Annotated in this window: 18 protein-coding genes; 10 read left to right on the plus strand and 8 right to left on the minus strand. The window is 73.2% G+C overall.

Features of this window, described 5'->3' with window-relative positions; genetic code table 11:
• Positions 1 to 80 precede the first annotated feature (80 nt).
• A complete protein-coding gene (locus tag IF27_RS28570) occupies positions 81 to 557 on the plus strand; it encodes a hypothetical protein (protein WP_223291245.1) in 477 nt (158 codons plus the stop codon).
• 160 nt (positions 558 to 717) lie between these two features.
• On the opposite strand, the gene IF27_RS28575 is transcribed toward IF27_RS28570, so the two are convergent.
• Complete coding sequence (locus tag IF27_RS28575; RefSeq protein ID WP_052852757.1) at positions 718 to 1,134, minus strand: CoA-binding protein; 417 nt, start codon at positions 1,132 to 1,134, stop codon at positions 718 to 720.
• A 57-nt stretch (positions 1,135 to 1,191) separates the two neighbouring features.
• On the opposite strand from IF27_RS28575, the gene IF27_RS28580 reads away from it, so the two are divergent.
• The 3 genes from IF27_RS28580 (at position 1,192) to IF27_RS28590 (ending at position 3,776) form a co-directional block, all read left to right on the plus strand.
• Complete coding sequence (locus IF27_RS28580) at positions 1,192 to 1,818, plus strand: YigZ family protein (RefSeq protein ID WP_052852758.1); 627 nt, start codon at positions 1,192 to 1,194, stop codon at positions 1,816 to 1,818.
• 96 nt (positions 1,819 to 1,914) lie between these two features.
• Complete coding sequence (locus IF27_RS28585; RefSeq protein WP_052852759.1) at positions 1,915 to 3,021, plus strand: LLM class flavin-dependent oxidoreductase; 1,107 nt, start codon at positions 1,915 to 1,917, stop codon at positions 3,019 to 3,021.
• A gap of 83 nt (positions 3,022 to 3,104) precedes the next feature.
• Entirely contained in the window at positions 3,105 to 3,776 is a 672-nt protein-coding gene (locus IF27_RS28590; protein WP_223291246.1) for an FMN reductase, read from the plus strand.
• Between the two features lie 56 nt (positions 3,777 to 3,832).
• Here IF27_RS28590 and IF27_RS28595 read toward each other — a convergent pair whose 3' ends face one another.
• From IF27_RS28595 to IF27_RS28605, 3 genes are read right to left on the minus strand one after another with little or no spacing between them, the layout of a single operon-like run.
• Positions 3,833 to 4,723: a CPBP family intramembrane glutamic endopeptidase gene (locus IF27_RS28595; RefSeq protein ID WP_110946325.1), complete on the minus strand. Its 891-nt coding sequence runs from the start codon at positions 4,721 to 4,723 to the stop codon at positions 3,833 to 3,835.
• Positions 4,720 to 6,318 carry an ABC transporter permease gene (locus IF27_RS28600; RefSeq protein ID WP_052852760.1) on the minus strand — a complete coding sequence of 533 codons (1,599 nt, stop codon included), beginning with the start codon at positions 6,316 to 6,318 and terminating at the stop codon, positions 4,720 to 4,722. Before IF27_RS28600 ends, IF27_RS28595 begins: the two co-directional genes overlap by 4 nt.
• Positions 6,315 to 7,223: an ATP-binding cassette domain-containing protein gene (locus IF27_RS28605; protein ID WP_052852761.1), complete on the minus strand. Its 909-nt coding sequence runs from the start codon at positions 7,221 to 7,223 to the stop codon at positions 6,315 to 6,317. Before IF27_RS28605 ends, IF27_RS28600 begins: the two co-directional genes overlap by 4 nt.
• A gap of 135 nt (positions 7,224 to 7,358) precedes the next feature.
• Here IF27_RS28605 and IF27_RS28610 point away from each other — a divergent pair, with 135 nt between their 5' ends.
• The 4 genes from IF27_RS28610 (at position 7,359) to IF27_RS28625 (ending at position 13,564) form a co-directional block, all read left to right on the plus strand.
• Complete coding sequence (locus IF27_RS28610) at positions 7,359 to 8,600, plus strand: sensor histidine kinase (protein WP_052852762.1); 1,242 nt, start codon at positions 7,359 to 7,361, stop codon at positions 8,598 to 8,600.
• A complete protein-coding gene (locus IF27_RS28615) occupies positions 8,597 to 9,271 on the plus strand; it encodes a response regulator (protein ID WP_052852763.1) in 675 nt (224 codons plus the stop codon). The genes IF27_RS28610 and IF27_RS28615 overlap by 4 nt, the downstream gene beginning before the upstream one ends.
• Positions 9,272 to 9,398: 127 nt before the next feature.
• Positions 9,399 to 10,553, plus strand: coding sequence for an exonuclease SbcCD subunit D (locus tag IF27_RS28620; protein WP_052852764.1), 1,155 nt, complete (start codon positions 9,399 to 9,401; stop codon positions 10,551 to 10,553).
• The gene (locus IF27_RS28625; protein ID WP_052852765.1) at positions 10,550 to 13,564 is read left to right on the plus strand and encodes an AAA family ATPase; all 3,015 of its coding nucleotides are present in this window, start codon (positions 10,550 to 10,552) and stop codon (positions 13,562 to 13,564) included. Before IF27_RS28620 ends, IF27_RS28625 begins: the two co-directional genes overlap by 4 nt.
• A gap of 56 nt (positions 13,565 to 13,620) precedes the next feature.
• On the opposite strand, the gene IF27_RS28630 is transcribed toward IF27_RS28625, so the two are convergent.
• Complete coding sequence (locus IF27_RS28630; protein ID WP_052852766.1) at positions 13,621 to 15,309, minus strand: DUF885 domain-containing protein; 1,689 nt, start codon at positions 15,307 to 15,309, stop codon at positions 13,621 to 13,623.
• 116 nt (positions 15,310 to 15,425) lie between these two features.
• The gene (locus tag IF27_RS28635; protein WP_052852767.1) at positions 15,426 to 16,070 is read right to left on the minus strand and encodes a GNAT family N-acetyltransferase; all 645 of its coding nucleotides are present in this window, start codon (positions 16,068 to 16,070) and stop codon (positions 15,426 to 15,428) included.
• 183 nt (positions 16,071 to 16,253) lie between these two features.
• Here IF27_RS28635 and sigJ point away from each other — a divergent pair, with 183 nt between their 5' ends.
• Both sigJ and IF27_RS28645 read left to right on the plus strand, forming a co-directional pair.
• Positions 16,254 to 17,177: an RNA polymerase sigma factor SigJ gene (gene sigJ / locus IF27_RS28640; protein WP_052852768.1), complete on the plus strand. Its 924-nt coding sequence runs from the start codon at positions 16,254 to 16,256 to the stop codon at positions 17,175 to 17,177.
• 358 nt (positions 17,178 to 17,535) lie between these two features.
• Complete coding sequence (locus tag IF27_RS28645; protein ID WP_052852769.1) at positions 17,536 to 18,264, plus strand: GntR family transcriptional regulator; 729 nt, start codon at positions 17,536 to 17,538, stop codon at positions 18,262 to 18,264.
• Here IF27_RS28645 and IF27_RS28650 read toward each other — a convergent pair.
• Positions 18,245 to 19,414 (minus strand): ROK family transcriptional regulator, encoded by a 1,170-nt coding sequence (locus tag IF27_RS28650; protein ID WP_052852770.1) that lies wholly within the window; start codon positions 19,412 to 19,414, stop codon positions 18,245 to 18,247. The two genes, IF27_RS28645 and IF27_RS28650, sit on opposite strands and share 20 nt — an antisense overlap.
• Positions 19,415 to 19,433: 19 nt before the next feature.
• Complete coding sequence (purB, locus tag IF27_RS28655; protein WP_052852771.1) at positions 19,434 to 20,864, minus strand: adenylosuccinate lyase; 1,431 nt, start codon at positions 20,862 to 20,864, stop codon at positions 19,434 to 19,436.
• Positions 20,865 to 20,877: the final 13 nt, after the last annotated feature.

Raw genomic sequence — 20,877 nt, forward strand, 5'->3', positions numbered from 1 at the left:
CCGAGGAGGATGAACCGGAGATCGAGCGCCTGTGAGAGTTCGGCCATCCTTTCGTCCAACACGACGACGGATTGGATACGTTGAGCGACGCGACACGAGAGCAGCTCGATGACCGTGAGGCGGGGCTCTCCGCCGAGGAGCGGGAGAAAGCCGTTGCCGACCTTCGGGTGGTTGTCACTGCGCATTCTCGGGTCGGCGACATGTGTGCCTCGCTGGACGACCCGAGCTGTCGGCTCTTTGCGGAGCCGTACGACTCGAACGGGTTCTTCCTGACGATCGAAGCACCGGAGCCTGACGAGGACGATGCCGCGTGGGAGATCGAGGTCGGGCTCTGGGTGCCGGACGACCCGTACGAGGAGTCCGGAGAGCACACCAGCGCGACGGGTGACCCGGTCGTCAGCTGCGCGCTCCCGCTGGCGCCGAGCGCCGACGAACGCGTCCGCTTGCTGACGTCGGTGGACGAGAAACCACTCCTCCTGGCCGAGTGGGCGGAGACGCCAGTCGGAGAGGCTCTCGTGGGGACGGCGATGGTGGTCACCAGGCGCCACGACTCCTGACCGATTCAACGCCCGGCGGGTACTTCCGTTGCCCTGGTCATCCTGCGAGGGAGGGCCAGGGCAACGGGTTGCCTGGGTGTGTCTGCGCGGAAGTTCGCGGACACCGACGGCGACAACCCGGACCGGCAGGCGCGGCCCGGCCTCCTCGGCCGCCGCGGCGTCAGGAGCGTGCGGGGAACTGCGGTATCTCGATCGCGGGGCAGCGGTTCATGACCATGTCGAGACCGGCGGCGCGGGTGCGCTCGTAGGCCGCCTCGTCGATCACGTCGAGCTGGAACCAGACCGCCTTCGCCCCGATCGCCACCGCCTCGTCGGCCACCGCTCCGGCGAGAGCGCCGTTCACGAACACATCGACGACGTCCACCGGGAACGGGATGTCGGCCAGCGAGGCGTAGCCCTGCTCGCCGTGCACCGTCTCCGCCTTCGGGTGCACGGGGACGACGCGCTTGCCGAAGCGCCGCAGTACCGCCGCGACGCCGTAGGCCGCCCGGCTCGTGTTGCTGGACAGCCCCACGACGGCCCAGGTGTCGCCCGACTCGGTCAGGATGCGCTGCGCGGTCTCTCGGTCGTCATACATGCACCGTTCAACGAACGGCCCTGCGGCTCCATTCCCCCCGCCCCCTAGGCTGGCCCGATGCGTGACGCGTACGAGACGGTGGCGGGCCGCACGGTCCACGAGACGGAGGTGAACCGTTCGCGTTTCCTCTGCGCCCTCGCGCCGGTCGGGGACGAGGAGGCGGCCCAGGCGTTCATCGCCCAGGTCCGCGCCGAGCACCCCACCGCCAGCCACCACTGCTGGGCGTACGTCCTCGGCGCCGACGCGTCGGTCCAGCGCGGCAGCGACGACGGCGAGCCGGGCGGCACGGCCGGGCTGCCGATGCTCCAGATGCTCATGCGCCGGGAGGTTCGATTCACCGTCGCGGTGGTCACCCGGTACTTCGGCGGCACCAAGCTGGGTGCCGGTGGCCTGATCCGTGCCTACGGCGGCGCGGTGGGAGCTGCCCTCGACGTCGCGGGCACGGTCACCCGCCACCGGCTCCGGCTGGCCACCGTCACGGTGGGCCACGCGCGCGCCGGTCGCCTGGAGAACGACCTCCGGGCCACGGGACGTGCCGTACGGGAGGTGAGCTACGGCGAGGAGGTCACCTTCACGATCGGCCTGCCCGTCGCGGACGTGGAGGCGTTCCGCGTATGGCTTGCCGGAGCCACCGGCGGCAGCGCGCGGCTGGAGCTGGGCGGGGAGACGTACGCTCCCGGCTGACCGGGGCGACCCCGCCCCGGAGTGCGGGGGAATAGCCGTCGAGGGGGTACTGTTCAGCTCGGTAGTTGAACAATGAACCATCTGGAGGTGGGTGGCATGCAGTTCGGAATCTTCACCGTCGGTGACGTCACGCCCGACCCGACGGACCACACGGTGCCGAGCGAGCACGACCGCATCAAGGCGATGACGGCCATCGCCCTCAAGGCCGAGGAGGTCGGCCTCGACGTCTTCGCGACGGGCGAGCACCACAACCCGCCGTTCGTCCCCTCCTCGCCCACCACCATGCTCGGCTGGATCGCGGCCCGCACCGAGCGGCTGATCCTGTCCACCTCCACCACGCTGATCACCACGAACGACCCGGTGAAGATCGCCGAGGACTTCGCGATGCTCCAACACCTCGCGGACGGGCGGGTCGATCTCATGATGGGGCGCGGCAACACCGGTCCCGTCTACCCCTGGTTCGGCCAGGACATCCGCCAGGGCATCCCGCTCGCCATCGAGAACTACGCGCTGCTCCACCTGCTGTGGCGTGAGGACGTGGTGGACTGGGAGGGGCAGTTCCGCACCCCGCTCCAAGGCTTCACCTCGACGCCGCGTCCGCTCGACGGCGTGCCGCCGTTCGTCTGGCACGGCTCCATCCGCAGCCCCGAGATCGCCGAGCAGGCCGCCTACTACGGTGACGGCTTCTTCGCCAACAACATCTTCTGGCCCAAGGAGCACTTCCAGCGCCTCATCGACCTCTACCGCCGCCGGTACGCGCACTACGGCCACGGCAGCGAGCAGCAGGCCATCGTCGGTCTCGGCGGGCAGGTCTTCATGCGGAAGAACTCCCAGGACGCCGTCCGGGAGTTCCGCCCCTACTTCGACAACGCACCCGTCTACGGCCACGGCCCGTCCCTGGAGGACTTCACCGAGCAGACGCCACTCACCGTCGGCAGCCCGCAGGAGGTCATCGAGAAGACGCTCGCCTTCCGTGAGACGTTCGGGGACTACCAGCGGCAGCTGTTCCTCGTGGATCACGCGGGTCTGCCGCTGAAGACGGTGCTGGAGCAGCTGGACATCCTCGGCGAGGAGGTCGTCCCGGTGCTCCGGGAGGAGTTCGCCAAGGGGCGGCCCGCCGACGTGCCCGACGCGCCCACCCACGCCTCGCTGCTCACGGCCGCCCGCCGACAGGAGCAAGCGGCGGCCGACCCCGTCCACTGACCCGCCCGGCCCGCGGCGACAGGACACCACGAGCAGCGACCGACAGCAGATCACCGAGAGCACAGGAGAGAGGAAGGGAACCCATGTCCACGTCGATGCCCGCCCCGCGGATCGTGGTGGTGTCGGCGGGCCTGAGCCAGCCGTCGTCCACGCGCCTGCTGGCCGACCGGCTCGTCGAGGCCGTGCGGCGTGAACTGGCGCGCGAGGGCCGGGAGCCGCAGGTGCAGGTCGTCGAACTCCGTGAACTGGCCACCGACATCGCCGGTCACCTGGTGACGGGCTTCCCGGCGCCCGTTCTGCGCCAGGTCATCGGCGACGTCACGGGAGCCGACGCGGTGATCGCGGTGACGCCCGTGTTCGCCGCGTCGTACAGCGGCCTGTTCAAGTCGTTCTTCGACCTGATCGAGCCCGACGCGCTCGCGGGCAAGCCGGTCCTGATGGGTGCCACCGGCGGCACGGCCCGCCACTCGCTGGTGCTCGACCACGCCATGCGGCCGTTGTTCTCGTACCTGCACGCGACCGCCGTGCCCACCGCCGTCTATGCCGCGTCGGAGGACTGGGGAGGCACGGGCGATCCGCGGACCGAAACCCTTCCGAGGCGTGTGGACCGGGCGGCCCGCGAGCTGGCCGCCCTCCTCCCCGGCGAGCGTGTCTCCCCGGCGCCGGAACACGGCGCGGGGGAATCGGCCGATGCCGAGGAGGAACCGGAGGTCGTGCCCTTCGCGCAGCAACTGGCGGCCCTTCGTCCCCGGTGACACAGGCGTCCAGGGGGCCCGCCCGCCGCTCGACGACGAGCGGCGGGCGACGCGCTTCATCGGGTTGGGGCCTCGCCGCTGGGCTGCTGGAAGCTCCGGCGGAGCAGCAGCCACGCGCACAGCCCGGCCATCGGGACGGCGGGCAACCAGGTGAGGGTCTCGGCGCCGAGCCCGGCGCCGCCGTCCTCGTCGCCCAGCAGGACACCGAGCAGCAGGGACAGGACCATGTTGTTCCCCGCGTGCGCCAGCGCGGCTGTCCAGATGCTGCCACTGCGCAGGTAGAGCCAGGCCAGCAGCATCTCCTGGAGGAGGAAGGAACCGGTCCACAGGAGAAGACCCGCCGCGACGTTCCCGAACTCGACGTACCCGACGAATGCCAGCGGGTAATGCCACACCGCCCATATCAGCCCGGTCAACAGCACCGATCGGAGAGGACGGCCGCCGCCTATTCGTGGACGCAGGTAGCTTGTCCAGCCGAACTCCTCACCCCAGTAGACCGGTGCCAGCAGTGGCATGACGCTCACCAGCAGCAGGACGGCCAGCCACCACGGAACACCGGGTATGGCCGCCCGCAGCGGCTCCAGATCCCCGTCCCAGAGCCCGAGCAGTACGGCGACTCCTGCGGCACCCGCCGTGATGGCGAGCGGCCCCAGCCATGCACCGATGTAGTAGGGCCATGCCGCGCGCAGCCGCAGCCTGAGGCCCGCGTCCGCGAAGCCCTCCCGGGTCACCCAACGACGGGCCACGACGGCCCCGATCGCGGGCATGAACGCGAACGGTATCTGCACCAGCGGATTGACGAGCGACTGTCCCATGGCGTGCGCGCCAAGTACCCAGAGCCACGCGCCGCCGAAAGAGATGGCGAAGAACGCCGTGAGCCCCCTGCGCCTCGTGCTTCCGCACGGGACGGCCCGCTCCGGGCTGGTCTGAATCAACTCGGCGGTCATCGGCCCATCGCCTTTCCGGAGTCGGCGCGCTGCCGCGCGGCGCCGATGGTGAGGACGGTGGCGAGCAGCAGCAGGGCGGTCCCCGCGAAGACCGCCGGATGGGGCCCGGCGAGCTGCCCACCGTCGCGTACCGTGCCCATGAAGTCGAGCAGCGGGAGACCGTTGACCGTCACGTACCAGATCGGCAGGTACACGGCCTGGAAGGTGCGGTGTGTACGGCTGAGTGCGCCCAGCGCCAGTGCGAGCGACGGGATGAACAGCACTCCTCCTGCCCAGGCACTGGCACCGGCGAAATCACCCGCCACCAGGACCCGCAGGAGCGGAGCCAGGCCGGTCACCGCCGTGACGGCGACTCCGGCGCCCCACTCGGCGAGCGTGCGCCGTGCCGGGGACGGACACGCGTCGAGCAGCACGGCCACCCCCGCCTCGTGGTGCTGAGAGCCCAGCCGTGACCAGACGAGCAGGGGCCAGAGCCAGGCGAGCGGCAGGACGAACCGTGTGACGGCGTCCAGGGGGACGAACAGCGCGGTCAGCGAGAGGAGCGCGGCGCCGATCCACCACCACGCGGGGCCATGGACGAGCACCCGGAGTTCACCGGTGAACAGCCGTGGCAGAGGACGGCCATAGGACACGGGTGTACGAGGTGGCCCGGCGACGGCGGGTGGTGTCCAGACGGCCTCGGGGACGTCGGCGGATCCAGGGGCTCCTTCCGCGTGCGACGGTGCGGAGGTCCGAGCCGCGCGGGTCGGGTCGAACCGGTGGAACCACAGCGCGGGCAGAAGCGCGACCGGTATCGCGAGCAGCAGCACGGCGAACCGCCCTGCCAGGAAACCCGCGTCCGGCGTGAAACCGTTCCAGACGAACGTCCTCAGCGGCTCCTCCACGTAGGTCAGCCCGAGGCTGAACTCCCCACCGGACAGCGACACTCCCTGCTCCGCCAAGTCCTCGCTCATGGAGGCCACGACGTCGTGCACCCCGATCCCGCCCAGGGGCGCGGTGGCGCTCTGACCGCCGAGGACGAGTGTGAGCCAGACGAAGAACCAGACGGCGTTGCCCAGTCCCGTGCGCAGAAGGGGAGTCGTCTCGAACAGGACGGCAGCCCCGGCGGTCAGGACCACCATCGGGAGCGTCAGGACGGCGAACGGGAGGAGCAGCGGCACGGGCGCCGGTGTCCCGTCTTCTCCGCGCGCCAGCTGCATGACGACCGCGGTCCCCGCCAGGACGACCGTCATGGAGCCGAGCACCAGGACGTTGCTCAGGAACTTCGCGGCCAGATAGCGCCAGGTCCGCAGCGGTGTCGCCGCCAGCAGGCGGCCGACTCCGGACGACTCGTCCCGGGCGATACCGCTGCGCGTCACGTAGAACCCGGCGAACGTCAGCCACAGTGTCCCGGCCAGTGCCGTCGCCATCCCCGTGTAGGCGCTGTTGTAGAGGCCGCGGTAGTCACCGAGCTGCATGATCACCCAGCGGCTGCTCGCCGAAGGTACGGCGAGATACCCCAGCGCGACGGCTCCGGCGAGAGTCACCGCGTACGCGGGCCGCCGGGCGCGGTCGAGGAAGTCTGCGACGGCCAGCCTGCCCAGTGCCCCGTTCACGGCCGCCCCCGCGCTGCCATCGAGGACAGCGGCTCCGGCCCACCCGAGGACCGCACGACCGCGAGGTAGACGTCCTCCAGGCCGGGAACCACCTGCTCGGCGTCGGCGGACGGTACCGCGTCGGCGAGTACGCGCAACCGCACGCCCGCGTCCGTGCGGACCATCCGGCTCACCACGTACCGTGCCTGCACCGCCGGGACATGTTCCGGCGCGACCACCACTTCCCAGACCCGACCGGCCACCACGGCCGACAGTTCGTCCGGCGACCCGCGCAGCACCGATCTGCCGCCGACCATGAGCACGATGTCCGAGGCCACCGATTCGACGTCGGACACGATGTGCGTGGAGAGCATGACCGTCCGGTCCGCCGCCAGGTCGCCGAGCAGATTGCGGAACCGGACCCGCTCCTCCGGGTCGAGCCCGGCGGTCGGCTCGTCCACGATCAGCACCTGGGGATCACCCAGCAGACTCTGCGCGATACCGACTCTGCGCAGCATTCCGCCGGAATAGGAGCCGAGAGGCCGCCTGGCGGCCCCGGTGAGATTGACCGTCTCCAGGAGTTCGGTGATCCGCGCCCGCGCCGAACGGGCGGAGATTCCTTTCGCGGCGGCCAGATAGGAGAGAAATTCCAGGGCGGTGAGATGGGGATGTACGCCGAAATCCTGCGGGAGATATCCCAGTGCGCGGCGCAGCGGCTGCGGGTGTGCCACGGCGTCCTGCCCTTCGAACAACAGGGAACCCGAGCTCGGCCGCGTGACCGTGGCGCACATGCGCATCAGTGAGGACTTTCCCGCGCCGTTGGGGCCGAGCAGTCCGAGCAGCCCCGGCCCCAGGCGCAGTGTCATTCCGGAAACGGCGTTCCTGCCGCCCCGGTAGACCTTTCCGACATCGATCAATTCGAGCATGCCGGTAACTCTCGCCGACCGGCCGTCGCCCGCGCATCGCGGTCGCGAGGGAATTCTTCTCCCCCGACCGGGGGAGAAGCTAATGCCCCCGTGCGGGGGAGGGCATTGCCATGGGCCACTGCCATACTGGTTCTCATGTGGACCTTGATCAGCCCGACGTACCGGGCCGACACCTACCGGGGGTGGACCCTCGCCATGGCCGGTGTGATGGTCAGCCTTCCGGCGGTCGCTGTCGCGCTCGCCGTGGGACTGGTGTCCGGCGGGTGGCCACCGGCGGTCCGCTGGGGGGGACTTTTCGTCGCCCTCGCGGGGACGACCGCCGTCGCGGGAGCGCTCCCCGCCGTACGCCGCTGGAACATCCGGCTGGCCAACCGCGCTCTGCGTACCCGCCTGCCCGCTCCCCTCCCCGTGCCCGGACGCGCCTGGCCGGTCCGTGCGCGGACGGTCGCCTGGCTCACCCTCCATCAGGCGACGGGCTGGCTGCTGCTGACCACCACCGTCCTGTGCGTGACGACCGCCGTCGCCCTCGGCGGCGTCTGGATCGGCGGCGGCGACGACATCACGTTCTTCACCCTCCCCGTGCACATAGCCGCAGGCCCCGCCGGAGCCTGGACAGTACCTGTCTCCGCCGCCGCCCTCCTGTCCGGCGCCCTGCTCAGCGCACTCGCCACCGCGCTGCTGCGCGCCACGGCCCCCGTGCTCCTGGGGCACGGTCCGGACGAGCGGTTCACCGCCCTGGAGACCCAGGTGCGTGAACTGGAGCAGCGCAACCGCCTCGCCCGCGAACTCCACGACTCCGTCGGCCACACGCTCACCGCCTCCACCGTCCAGGCGGCGGTGGCGGGCGAACTGATGGAGACCGATCCCGCAGCCGCCCGCCGGGCGCTCGCGGCCATCGAGGAGTCCTGCCGCAGCGCACTCGACGACCTCGACCACGTCCTCGGCGTGCTGCGCGAGGGCCGCGCGGCCACCACCCCCGAGCACACATTGGCCGACCTCGCACCGCTCCTCGAACGCCTCCGACACACGGGCACGGACATCGATGTCCGGACGGGCGGCGATCTGACACACCTACCGGCGACGGTCTCCCGCGAGGCGTACCGCATCGTGCAGGAAGGCATGACCAACGCCCTGCGCCACGCCCCCCGGGCCCCCGTGACGCTGCGGCTCACGGCAGGATCGGACTGGCTCGCCATCGACATGGCCAACGCCCTGCCCGATCACCGTCCGCCCCGGTCACCGGCGCGGCACGGCGGACGCGGACTGGTGGGCCTGGACGAGCGGGTCCGGCTGCTCCGTGGCGAGTTCACCGCCGGACCCGGCGGTGAAGGCGGCTGGCATCTCTCCGCACGGATCCCCCTGCGGGCCGCCCCATGACAGGCGCCCCACTGACCCTGCTGCTCGTCGAGGACGACGAACTCACCCGCACCGGTCTGCGTACCCTGCTGTCGGCCCAGCCCGACCTCGCCGTCGTCGGGGAGGCCGCCGACGGTGCCGAGGCCCTCCAACTCGCCACGAGCCTGCGCCCCGACGTCGTCCTGATGGACGTCCGCATGCCGCGCATGGACGGCATCGAGGCCACCCGCAGGCTCCGGGCCGACCTCGAAGTCCCCCCGAAGATCATCGTCATCACCACCTTCGAGAGCGACGACTACGTGTACGACGCCCTGCGCGCGGGCGCGGACGGCTTCATCCTCAAGCGAGCCCCCGTCGGGCAGATCGCGCACGCCGTCCGGCTCGTCGCGACGGGGGACACGCTCCTGTTCCCGGACGCCGTACGCAGGCTCGTCGCCACGCGTCCCCCCACCGCCCGTCAAGACCCCGCCGGGCCACGGCTGCCCGTGCCGCTCACCGGACGCGAGACGGACATCCTGCGTCTCATGGCCACCGGCCTGTCCAACCCGCAGATCGCCGAACACCTCACCGTCAGCATGGAGACCGTCAAGACCCATGTCAGCAACGTCCTGACCAAACTCGGCGCGCGCAACCGCACACAGGCCGTCATCCTCGCCTACGAGAGCGGCATCGTCGTCCCCGGCCAGGGGTGACGCCGCCGCTCCAAGGACGCCGGTCACCCGCCGCCCACCACGCCCCCACCCAGTGAAAGACTGAGGGCCGTCGCCGCGGGGGAGACCGGCCCGGGGCGAAGCCTGACGAGGGGGGAGTGGTGGACGGGTGCGACTGCTGCACACCTCCGACTGGCATCTCGGCCGCAGTTTCCACCGCGTCGGACTGCGCGACGAGCAGGAGGCGTTCCTCGACCACCTGGTCACCACCGCCCGCGCCGAACGCGTGGACGCCGTCCTCGTCGCCGGTGACATCCACGACCGCGCCATCCCGCCGCTGCACGCCGTGCGACTCCTCGACGACGTCCTGCACCGCCTGGCCGCCCTCGACATCCCCACCGTTCTGATCTCCGGCAACCACGACTCCCCGCACCGGCTCGGCTCAGGCGCCCGCCTCATCGCCCGCGCGGGCATCCACCTGCTGACCGACCCCGCCGACTGCGCCACACCCGTGGTCCTCACCGACGCGCACGGCGACGTCGCCGTCTACGGTCTGCCCTACCTCGAACCCGCCCTGGTCCGGGATGAGTTCGCCGTCCCCCGGGCCGACCACGCCGCCGTGCTCGGCGCCGCCATGGACCGCGTGCGCGCCGACCTCGCCCGCCGCCCCGACGGCACCCGCTCCGTCGTCCTGGCCCACGCCTTCGTCACCGGCGGCCGTCCGTCCGACAGCGAGCGCGACATCACGGTCGGCGGCGCCTCCGCCGTACCGGTCTCGCTGTTCGACGGCATCGACTACACCGCGCTCGGGCACCTCCACGGCTGTCAGACCCTCACCGACCGCGTCCGCTACTCCGGTTCACCGCTGGCCTACTCCTTCTCCGAGGCCGGACACCGCAAGTCGCTCTGGCTCGTCGATCTCGGCCCCGCAGGACAGATCGACGCCACACGCCTCGACTGGCCCGTCCCCCGGCCCCTCGCCCGGATCAGGGGCCGACTCGACACCCTGCTCACCGATCCCGCGCTCGGCCCGCACGAGACGGCCTGGGTCGAGGCGACGCTCACGGACCCGGTCCACCCCGAGGAGCCCATGGCACGCCTGTCCGCACGCTTCCCACACGTCCTCAGCCTCGTCCACGACCCCGAGCGCGCCGACGCCACCGGCCCCGCCTCGTACGCCCAGCGCCTCAGTGGGCGGGACGACCAGCAGATCGCCGAGGACTTCGTCACGCACGTGCGCGCCGGGCAAGGCCCCGACGCGGCGGAACGCGCCGCCCTCCGCGCCGCACTCGACGCGGCCCGCGTCCGGCGGGCGGCCCGATGAGGCTGCACCGGCTGACCCTGACGGCCTTCGGCCCGTTCGGCGGCACCCAGCACGTGGACTTCGACGCCCTCGCCGCCGCCGGACTCTTCCTCCTCCACGGCCCCACCGGGGCGGGCAAGACGTCCGTCCTGGACGCCGTCTGCTTCGCCCTCTACGGCACCGTCCCAGGCGCCCGGCAGAGCAGCGGCGTCTCCCTGCGCAGCGACCACGCCGAGCCCGGAACCGCCACGGAAGTCGTCCTCGAACTGACCCTCGGCGACCGGCGGCTGGAGATCACCCGCCGACCCGAACAGGTACGGCCCAAGCGCCGGGGCACCGGCACCACCCGCGACCGCGCCCGCACCCTCCTGCGCGAACGCGACGCGGCCACCGCCGCCTGGCGCCCGCTCAGCGCCTCCCACCAGGAGATCGCCGACGAACTGGGCGGGCTGCTCGGCGGGATGAGCCGCGAGCAGTTCTGCCAGGTCGTCCTCCTGCCGCAGGGCGAATTCGCCCGCTTCCTGCGCGCGGGCGCCGAGGAGCGGGCCAAGCTCCTCGGCCGCCTCTTCGACACCCGCCGCTTCGCCGATGCGGAGGCACACCTCGCCACCCTGCGCGCCGAGGCCGCCGACCGGGTCCGTGAGGCCGACGAGCACCTGCGTGCCACCGCCCACCGCATCGAGCAGGCAGCCGCGTCCCTGCCCGGCGTCCCCGAAGCGCCCGGCACGGAAGGCGCCCTCGGCGACCCGGCCGACGCCGTCCTCACCTGGGCCGCCCACGCGCGCAGCACCGCGCGCGAACACCAGGACATCACCCGTGTTGCGCTCCACACCGCCGAGGCCGCCCACGCAGCCGCGGGCGAGGAGCACACGGAAACCCGCGAACGCGCCCGGCTCCGGACCCGCTTCGCCGACGCCCACCGCCGTGCGGACGCGCTCGCCGCCGCGCAGCCCGAACGGGACCGCGTCCGCCACACCCTCGACCTCGCGCGCGCCGCCGACTCCGTGGCCCCCGCCCTCGCGCTCCGCGACGCCTCCGACGCCGACCACGAGGCCGCCGCCGAGGCCGAACGCCGCGCCCGCGCCCACCTGCCTCCCGACCTCGCCGACGCCCCTGCCCTCCAGCTCACCGACCGCGAGCGCGCCGTCCGTGAGCAACTGGGCGCGCTCGCCGCCGCAGCCCACGCCGAGAGCCGCGCCCAGCGGATCACCGCCGACCTGGCGGAACTCGACGCCGAGACGGCCGCGGAGCGTAACCTCGTCGCCGAAGAGAGCCCGCTCCTCGCCGCCTGGCCAGGAACGGCGGAACGCCTCCGGGCACGGCTCGACCTCGCCCGTGCCGCCGCCTCCCGCGCCGAGGCGCTGGCCCAGCGCCTCGAACCTGCGGAACGCCGCCTCGCCGCCGCCGACCGCCGCGACGACCTGGCCGAGGCCGTCCACGCCGCCCGCGAACGGCTCCTGCACGCCCGCGAGACCGCCGCCGACGCCTACGCCCACTGGCTCGACCTGCGTGAACGCCGTCTGCGCGGCATCGCCGCCGAACTGGCGGCGGGCCTCACCCCCGGGGAGCCCTGTGCCGTCTGCGGCTCGCCCGACCACCCGCACCCCACCCCCGCAGCCGCCGACCACGTGGACCGCGCCGACGAGGAGGCCGCGTCCGCGGCCCACCGGTCCGCCGACGAGGGCCGCGCACGCGCGGAGGCCCGGCTCGCGACACTACGCGAGCAGCGCGCGTCCGCCGCCGCGGAGGCGGGCGACGAGCCGCGCACGGCACTCGCCGCCGCCGTCACCGGCCTGCGCGCCGACCTCGACGCCGCCCGCGCCCAAGCCGCGGACGAATCCGCCGCCCGTCAAGCGCTCACGACGGCCGAGCGCGACCACGACACCCTGCGCGACCGCATCCAGGAGACCGAACGGCGCACGGCCGCCCGAGTCTCACGGCGTACGGCCCTCGACGCGGAACGGGCCTCCCTCCTCGACGGCATCGAGCGCGCCCGCGCGGGAGCCCCCACGGTCGCCGCCCGCACGACCGAACTCGCCGCGCTGGCCGACGCGCTCGGCGCCGCCGCCGACGCGGCCCGCGCCACGGCCGAGACCGCCGACAGGCTCAAGACGGCGGACGACCGCGTCGCCACCGCAGCCTTCGGCGCCGGGTTCCCCACCCCGCGGGCCGCCGGGGAGGCGTCCCTCGACCGGGCGGAGCAGCGCGCCCTCCAAGAGCGCCTCGACAGCTGGTACGCCGAGGAGACCTCGGTCGCCGCGCTCCTCACCGAGGAGCGCGCCGCAGGACCCGCCGTGCACCTCCCCGCCGATCCCGCCGCCACCGAGGCGGCGCTCGTGGCCGCCACGGCACGGCTGCGCACGGCCGCAGCCGCCGAGGCCGCCTCCCGTGCCCGAGGAGACGCGCTCGACCAGCTCGCCGCGCGCGCCGCCGTGGATCGCGAACGGCTGGCACCGCTGCGGGCCGAGGCCAGCCGCGTCACCCGGCTCGCCGGCCTGACGGCGGGCACGTCGCAGGAGAACGAGTACCGGATGCGCCTGGAGACCTACGTCCTGGCCGCCCGGCTCGAACAGGTCGCGGCAGCCGCGGGGACCCGCCTGCACCGCATGTCGTCCGGCCGCTACACGCTCGTCCACTCCGACGCCCGCGCGCCCCACCGGCAGCGCTCCGGGCTCGGGCTCCACATCATGGACGCCTGGACGGGCAGGGCCCGCGACACCGCCAGTCTCTCCGGCGGCGAGTCGTTCTTCGTCTCCCTGGCCCTCGCGCTCGGCCTCGCCGACGTGGTGACCGCCGAGGCCGGTGGCATCCGCCTGGACACCCTCTTCATCGACGAGGGCTTCGGCAGCCTCGACGAGCAGTCGCTCGACGAGGTCCTCGACGTCCTCGACGGACTGCGCGAGCACGACCGCAGCGTGGCGATCGTGAGCCACGTCCCCGACCTGCGCTCACGGGTCCCCGCGCAACTCGAAGTGGTCAAGTCCCGCACCGGTTCGACGCTGCGGCACCACATGGCGCCCGCGACCGCCTGAACGTCCGCCGCACGGGCGCGGTGCGCGCGGAAACCCCCGCGCGCACCGCGCACCCGTCACAGTGCCGACAGCTCGGCCACCAGGTCGTCGAGGCCCAGCGAGCCCTGCGACAGCGCCGCCATGTGCCACTTCTTGGCGTCGAACGCGTCCCCGTGCGCCGCCCTCGCGGCCTCGCGGCCCGTCAGCCAGGCACGCTCGCCCAGCTTGTAGCCGATCGCCTGGCCCGGCATGCCCAGGTAGCGCACCAGCTCACTGGCCACGAAGTCGGCGGGCCGCCCGCTGTGCCGTCCGAAGAACTCGTGCGCCAGCTCGGGCGTCCACGTCTCGCCCGGGTGGAACGGCGAGTCGTCCGGGATCGTCAGCTCCAGGTGCATGCCGATGTCGATGATGACGCGGACCGCGCGCATCATCTGGCAGTCCAGGTAACCGATGCGCTGCTCGGCGTTCTTGAGCAGGCCCAGCTCGTCCATCAGGCGCTCGGCGTACAGCGCCCAGCCCTCCAGGTTGGCGCTGACGCCGCCGACCGTCGTCTGGTAGCGCGAGAGCTGGTCCGCGACGTACACCCACTGCGCGAGCTGGAGATGGTGACCGGGCACCCCCTCGTGGTACCAGGTGGACACCAGGTCGTAGACGGGGAACTTCGTCTCGCCCAGCGTCGGCAGCCAGGTGCGCCCGGGGCGGGAGAAGTCCAGCGACGGGCTCGTGTAGTACGGGGCCGCGGCGCTGCCCGCGGGGGCGATCATCGACTCGACGCGCTTGACGGGCTCGGCCAGCTCGAAGTGCGTGCCGTCCAGCGTCTCGATGGCCTCGTCCATCAGGGACTGGAGCCACTGCCTGACGTCGGCGAGGTCCACCGTCTCGCCCTCGGTGTCCAGGTGCTTCAGCGCCTCCCAGGGGGTCGCCCCCGGGAGGATCTTCTCGGTCTCCGCCTGCATCTCGGCGTGCAGCCGGTGGAACTCGGACCAGCCGTACGCGTACGCCTCGTCCAGGTCGAGGTCCGTGCCGTTCCAGTAGCGGACCCACCGGGCGTACCGCTCGCGGCCGACGGTGTCGGGGCCGCCCTCCACCGCGGGCGCGTACACGTCGCGCAGCCAGTCCCGCAGCGCCGTGATGGCCTCGGTCGCCGCCCCCGCAGCCGTGTCCAGCTCGGAGCGCAGCGCCTCGGGGCCGTCGGCGGCGAAGTCGGCGAACCAGCTGCTGGTGCCGTCCTCGCCGCCTATCCACTCGTCCAGCTGCCCGATGACCGTGACGACCTGGCGCGGGCCCGCGTGCAGCGAGCGGGCGAGGCCCTCGGCCAGCGAGGCCCGGTAGCCCTCCAGCGCGGCGGGCACGGCCCGCAGACGCCGGGCGATGGCGGCCCAGTCGTCCTCCGTGTCGGTCGCGGCGAGGGTGAACACACTGCGCACCGAGTGCAGGGGCGAGTGGAGGTTGCTCACCGCGCGCAGCGGTTCCCCGGCGTCGTGCACGGCCAGCTCGGCCGTCAGCCTCTCGCGCAGCAGCCTGGCGCAGCGGCGCTCCACGTCCGTGTCCGCGCCGGGCAGGCGCTCGGCCTCGGCCAGCCGCTCCAGCGTCCGCCGCTTCAGGTCGGCGAGGGCCTCCTCCCCGGCGGGGGAGTAGTCCGGCAGCGCGTCCGCCGAGGCGGCCACGCCGAGGTACGTGCCGGTGATGGGGTCGAGCTGGACGAGGGAATCGACGTACGCGTCGGCGAGCTGCCGGGGGAGCCAGGTGGTGGGATCTTCAGACATGGCCCCATCCTGATACGCCGAGGGGTGGTTCGTCACGCCCCCTCGGGCCTCTGACATGCCCGGATGGGTTCCCGGGCGGCGCCGCGCGTGATCCGCTGCCCGTACGCCCTCCCGGGTCAGCCGCCTGCCGCCAGGGGCAAGGCGGCGGCGGGCAGCGCCGTGACGCGGGCGCTCAGCACGAGAGTTGACCCTTCCGTGTGCCGTTCGAGCGGCAGGCCGGTGCCGCGCATCAGGGCGGGCATGGCGGTGTCGGCCGTACTCGTCACCGTGTATACGATCTCGCGCCGTTCGCGCAGGGCGATCGCCAGCAGCGACCGCAGCATCGCCGTGCCGATTCCCCGCCGCTGCCACTCGTCCTCGACCAGCAGCGCGATCTCGGCCTCGTCGTCGTCCCACAGGAGGTGCGCCAGGCCGACGACATGGCCTGGCGTGGTCTCGGCGGCCAGGCTCCGGCCGAAGCGCGGGCTCAGGAGGTGGCCGAGGTACCGGTCCGCTTCCCCGGGCGGGCCGGGGTAGCGGTGGGCGAGGGTGAAGGCCGAGCACCGGGCGTGCATCGCCCGTGCCGCCGTGAGGTCGTCGGGACCGGCGGTCCGCAGCAGCACCGGGGTCTCCGTGCTGTCCACGCCGTCGGCCGTCCGCCGCTGTGATCCGCCCCTGATGTCCGGCGCACACGACCGGCCCGACCGGTAACCGCCCAGGGAGTCGTGGGCGGCGCGGCGCGGGAGGCGGATCGAGCTGTGCTGTGCGTCGCAGTCTGCCATGCGAGCACTGTCGTCCTCGGTTATTGCGTGATCACGAACAGCCTGTGACCGGAGAGTAAAGGCGGCTTACGGGGCAAATGTTCCTCTCGCTCCAGCACCACCCGCCTCAGCCCGTACCGAGGCGACGCGCGCGAGCCGTGGCCCCGGTGCGTGCGCGGCGGCGCGCTCTGATGAGATGAACGAGTGGCAGACGACACTTCCGCTCACCCCGGCACGCCGACCGACCCCGTGGACATCTTCGAGGCGCACCGCGGGCTGCTCTTCGGCGTGGCCTACCGGATGCTCGGCCGGGTCGGCGACGCGGAGGACGTCGTGCAGGAGTGCTGGCCGCGCTGGTCGGCCGCCGACCACGCGGCGGTCAGGGAGCCGCGCGCCTATCTGGTGCGCATCGTCAGCAGGCTCGCCATCGACCGGCTGCGGCAGCTCTCGGCCCGCCGCGAGACCTATGTCGGTTCCTGGCTGCCCGAGCCGCTGTCCACCGACCGGGCCCTCGCCTCGCCGCACACGGCCCCGGACGGCGCTGACCACGCGGTGTTCGCCGAGACCGTCTCCTACGCGGTGCTCGTCGTCATGGAGTCCCTCTCCCCCCTGGAGCGCGCGGTGTTCGTGCTGCGGGAGGCGTTCGGGCTGCCGTACACGGAGATCGCGGCGGCCCTCGGGCGCGACGCCGCCGCCGTCCGGCAGCTCGCCGTCCGTGCCCGGCGGCACATGGTCGAGCGACGCCCCCGCTATACCGTGGACCCGCTGCACCAGCGCGACCTGACGGAGCGGTTCCTCGCCGCGGCCGTGGACGGGGACCTCGCAGGACTGCTGTCCCTCCTCGCCCCCGACGTCACGCTCGTCGCCGACAGCGGCGGCCTCGCCCGCGGCCCGCTGCGCGACATCACGGGCGCCGACAAGGTGGGCCGCTTCCTCATGGGCATCGGGGGCAACGCCCCTGCCGACCCCGGCTATCGACTCACCGCGCTCAACGGCGGGTTCGGCCTGGTCGTCACCAGCGCGGGCCGACCGCACAGCTTCTTCCAGCTCGACGTCGCGGACGGCCGCGTGCAGCGCATCCTCGTCCTCACCAATCCGGAGAAGACGGCCCACCTTCCGACGGACTGACGCGCGCCACCGCCCCATCCGTCCGGGAGCCGCCGCGCGCCGAATCCCCTTGGTCGCGCTCCCGTTCCGTCCCCACGCCCCGTCTCCCACCGGTGCCCTCCCGCCCGACGACCGCCTTTTCCCCGATAACGGCACCATACGGGCGCCCACTGACAATCCCTCCCCTGGATTGGTCTTGACCAAGGTGCCGTGCGCCCGTATGGTCCCCACATACGCAACAACCTTTCATAATCGCGCCATTGGCCCGCCGGCCCATGGCGCCCTGCGCATGACCGCCCGTCGTCGCCGGTCCCGTACCCACGGTTCCCGCGAGGCGACGGCGGCCCCGCAGGAGGTGGGACGATCACGGGAGGCAAGGGTGGGGACCACTCAGCTCGGCCGCGCGCACACGGCCGAAAGGCAGCCGGAGCCCAAGTACTGGCACCTCAAGACGGTGCTGACGGCGGCGCTCGACTCCGAGTTCAGCGTCGGCCAGTCCCTGCCCGACGAGCGGACCCTCGCCGCACGGTTCGGCGTCGCCCGCGCCACCCTGCGTCAGGCCCTCGACCAGTTGGAGATGGAAGGCCGCCTCCAGCGGCGACGCGGCATCGGCACGACCGTGGCCCCGCCCCGGGTCGGCGTGGACGTCAGCCCGCGCGGCCAGGGACTCCCCGGCGCCCCGGGAGACCCCTGGGCCACCACGGACGGCGGCACCGCCCCGCCACCGCAGCCCGTCGCACGCCTCCTCGGCACGGAGCCGGGCGAGCCCGTGCAGATCGCCCACCGCAGTCTCATCAGCCACAGCCGGGCCGTCGCCGTCGAGCACGTCTACGTGCCCGTCCCCGCCTCGCCCGCCGACCGCGGCGGCGTCCTGGCCCACCTCCACGCCCTCGCGCCCGACGGCCAGGACCGGGCTGTGGAACTGGGCTCCGCCGGGGCGGACGAGGCCCGGCGCCTCGACCAACTGCCCGGCGCCCCGGTCCTCGTCGTCACCACGCGCTACCTGTCCGGCGGGCACACGGTCGCCGTCGCCGTCGCGACCTACCGCGCCGACACGTGCCGTCTCACCTTCGGCGGACGGCAGCCCGTCATCGTTCCTGCCGACTGACGCGCTCCGGCAGCGCGAACAACTCCTCCTCCACCCGGTCGAGCGCCAGCCGCAGCGCGCCGAGCGGGACGGCCGCCGCGCCGAGCACGGACGCCACGACGCGCGGGGTGCGCAGGCAGTAACGTTCCAGCCGCGCCCGGAGCGGCTGCACCACCCAGTCGAGCCCGGCCGCCCACCCGCCGATCACCACCAGCTCGGGGTCCAGCGCGAGCACCAGCGCCGTCACGTCGTGCACCAGGCGGTCGAGGAACCGTTCCGCCGCCTGCGCCGCGCCCTCGTCCCCGGCTCCCGCGCGCGCGAAGACCGCCGCCACCGCCTGCTCGTCGAGCGGCACCAGCGGCTCCACGGATGTGGAGAGCAGCCGCTCCGGAGTGGCCTGACGCCCCAGCAGGTGCAGGGCCCCGATCTCCCCGGCCGCCCCGCCGTGCCCCCGGTGCAGCCGCCCGCCGATCAGCGACCCGGCGCCAGGACTGAGCCCCGCCAGGACCATCACCACGTCGTCCGCGCCGACCGCCGCGCCGAGCCACCGCTCGGCGAGCACCGCCGCGTTCGCGTCGTTCTCCACCTGCACCGGGCAGCCGAACATCTCGCCGAGCCGTTCCCGCAGCGGCAGCCCTGTCCAGCCGGGCAACGCCGTCCCGAGGCGCACCGAGCCGTCAGGGCCGACGATCCCCGGGCTGGCCACGCCCACCGCCCGCAGGGCGGCGTCCGGCGCGCTGTGGGCGGCCAGCAGTTCCGTCGCCGTCTCGGCCGTGCACGCCAGCCGCTCCTCGGCCGACGCCGCCGTGGACACCTCGCGCGCGAGCGTCCCGAGGCGCCGCCCCGCCAGGTCGGACAGGACGGCCGCGACCCGGTGTGCGCCCACCTCCACCCCGAGGAGATGCCCCGCCTCGGCGCGGAAACGGAAACGCCTGGCCGGGCGTCCGAGGCGCCGCGCCCCCGCCGTCGCGGGCTCCTCCGACGCGGCCACGAGACCGGACCGCGTCAGCCCGTCGAGCACTCCCTCGACGGTGGGACGCGACAGCCCGGTCGCCCCGGCCAGATCGGTCAGTGACCGCGGCGTCCGGCCCGCCTCGCGCAGCGCGCGCAGCACCACCGCCGAGTTGATCCGGCGCAGCAGCGACGGATCGCCGCCCACCAGGCCGCTCACAGCGCCCGTGTCCCCGCGCTCAGAGAATTGCGCCGGGCCGGTAGGCCGCCGCCGCCGGATACCGCTTGACGACGTCCTCGACCCGCGCGACCACCGCCGCGACCTGGCCGCCGGCGGCGCCGGTGAACGACAGGCGGTCCGCCATGAGGGCGTCGAGTCCCGGCCGGTCCAGCGGGATGCGTCCGTCCCCGGCCAGCCGGTCCAGCAGCTCGTTGCGCTCGGCGCCCTCGCGCAGGGCGAGCGCGGACGCCACGGCGTGCTCCTTGATCGCCTCGTGCGCCGTCTCACGGCCGACGCCCGCGCGTACGGCCGCCATCAGCACCTTCGTCGTCGCCAGGAAGGGCAGGTAGCGGTCCAGCTCCCGCGCGACCACCGGGCGGAAGGCGCCGAACTCGTCCAGCACCGTCAGGAACGTCTCCACCAGGCCGTCGAACGCGAAGAACGCGTCGGGCAGCGCGACGCGCCGGACGACGGAACAGGAGACGTCGCCCTCGTTCCACTGGTCACCGGCGAGTTCGCCCGTCATCGACGCGTAGCCGCGCAGGACCACCGCCAGCCCGTTGACCCGCTCGCACGACCGGGTGTTCATCTTGTGCGGCATCGCCGACGAGCCGACCTGGCCGGGCTGGAACCCCTCCGTCACCAGCTCCTGCCCGGCCATCAGCCGGATCGTCTTCGCCAGCGAGGACGGCGCCGCGGCGAGCTGCACCAGCGCCGTCGTCACCTCGAAGTCCAGCGAGCGCGGGTAGACCTGCCCGACGGAGGTGAAGACCTGGCCGAAGCCGAGGTGACCGGCGATCCTGCCCTCCAGCTCGGCGAGCTTGCGCTCGTCGCCGCCGAGGAGGTCCAGCATGTCCTGCGACGTGCCCACCGGGCCCTTGACGCCACGCAGCGGGTAGCGGGTCAGCAGCTCCTCCAGCCGCCCGAAGGCGACCAGCAGTTCGTCGGCGGCGGTGGCGAAACGCTTCCCCAGCGTCGTCGCCTGCGCCGGGACGTTGTGCGAGCGCCCCGCCATCACCACGTCGCCGTACTCGGCGGCCAGGCTCGCGAGCCGCGCGAGCAGCGCCACCGTCCGGTCGCGCACCAGTTCGAGGGACAGCCGGATCTGGAGCTGCTCGACGTTCTCCGTCAGGTCGCGCGAGGTCATGCCCTTGTGTACCTGCTCGTGCCCCGCCAGCGCGTTGAACTCCTCGATCCGCGCCTTGACGTCGTGCCGGGTGACGCGCTCGCGCTCCGCGATCGAGCCGAGGTCCACCTGCTCCAGCACCCGCTCGTAGTCCGCGACCGCGCCCTCGGGCACCGGGACGCCCAGCTCGTCGAGCGCCCGGAGCACCGCGAGCCACAGACGGCGCTCCAGCACCACCTTGTGCGCGGGGGACCAGAGTCCGGCGAGATCGACGGAGGCGTAGCGGGCGGCGAGGACGTTCGGGATGCGGGGCTTGTCAGTCACGGCACCGGATTCT

Origin of the sequence: Streptomyces avicenniae, assembly GCF_000719135.1 — a bacterium.
GTDB classification, from domain to species: Bacteria; Actinomycetota; Actinomycetes; order Streptomycetales; family Streptomycetaceae; genus Streptomyces; species Streptomyces avicenniae.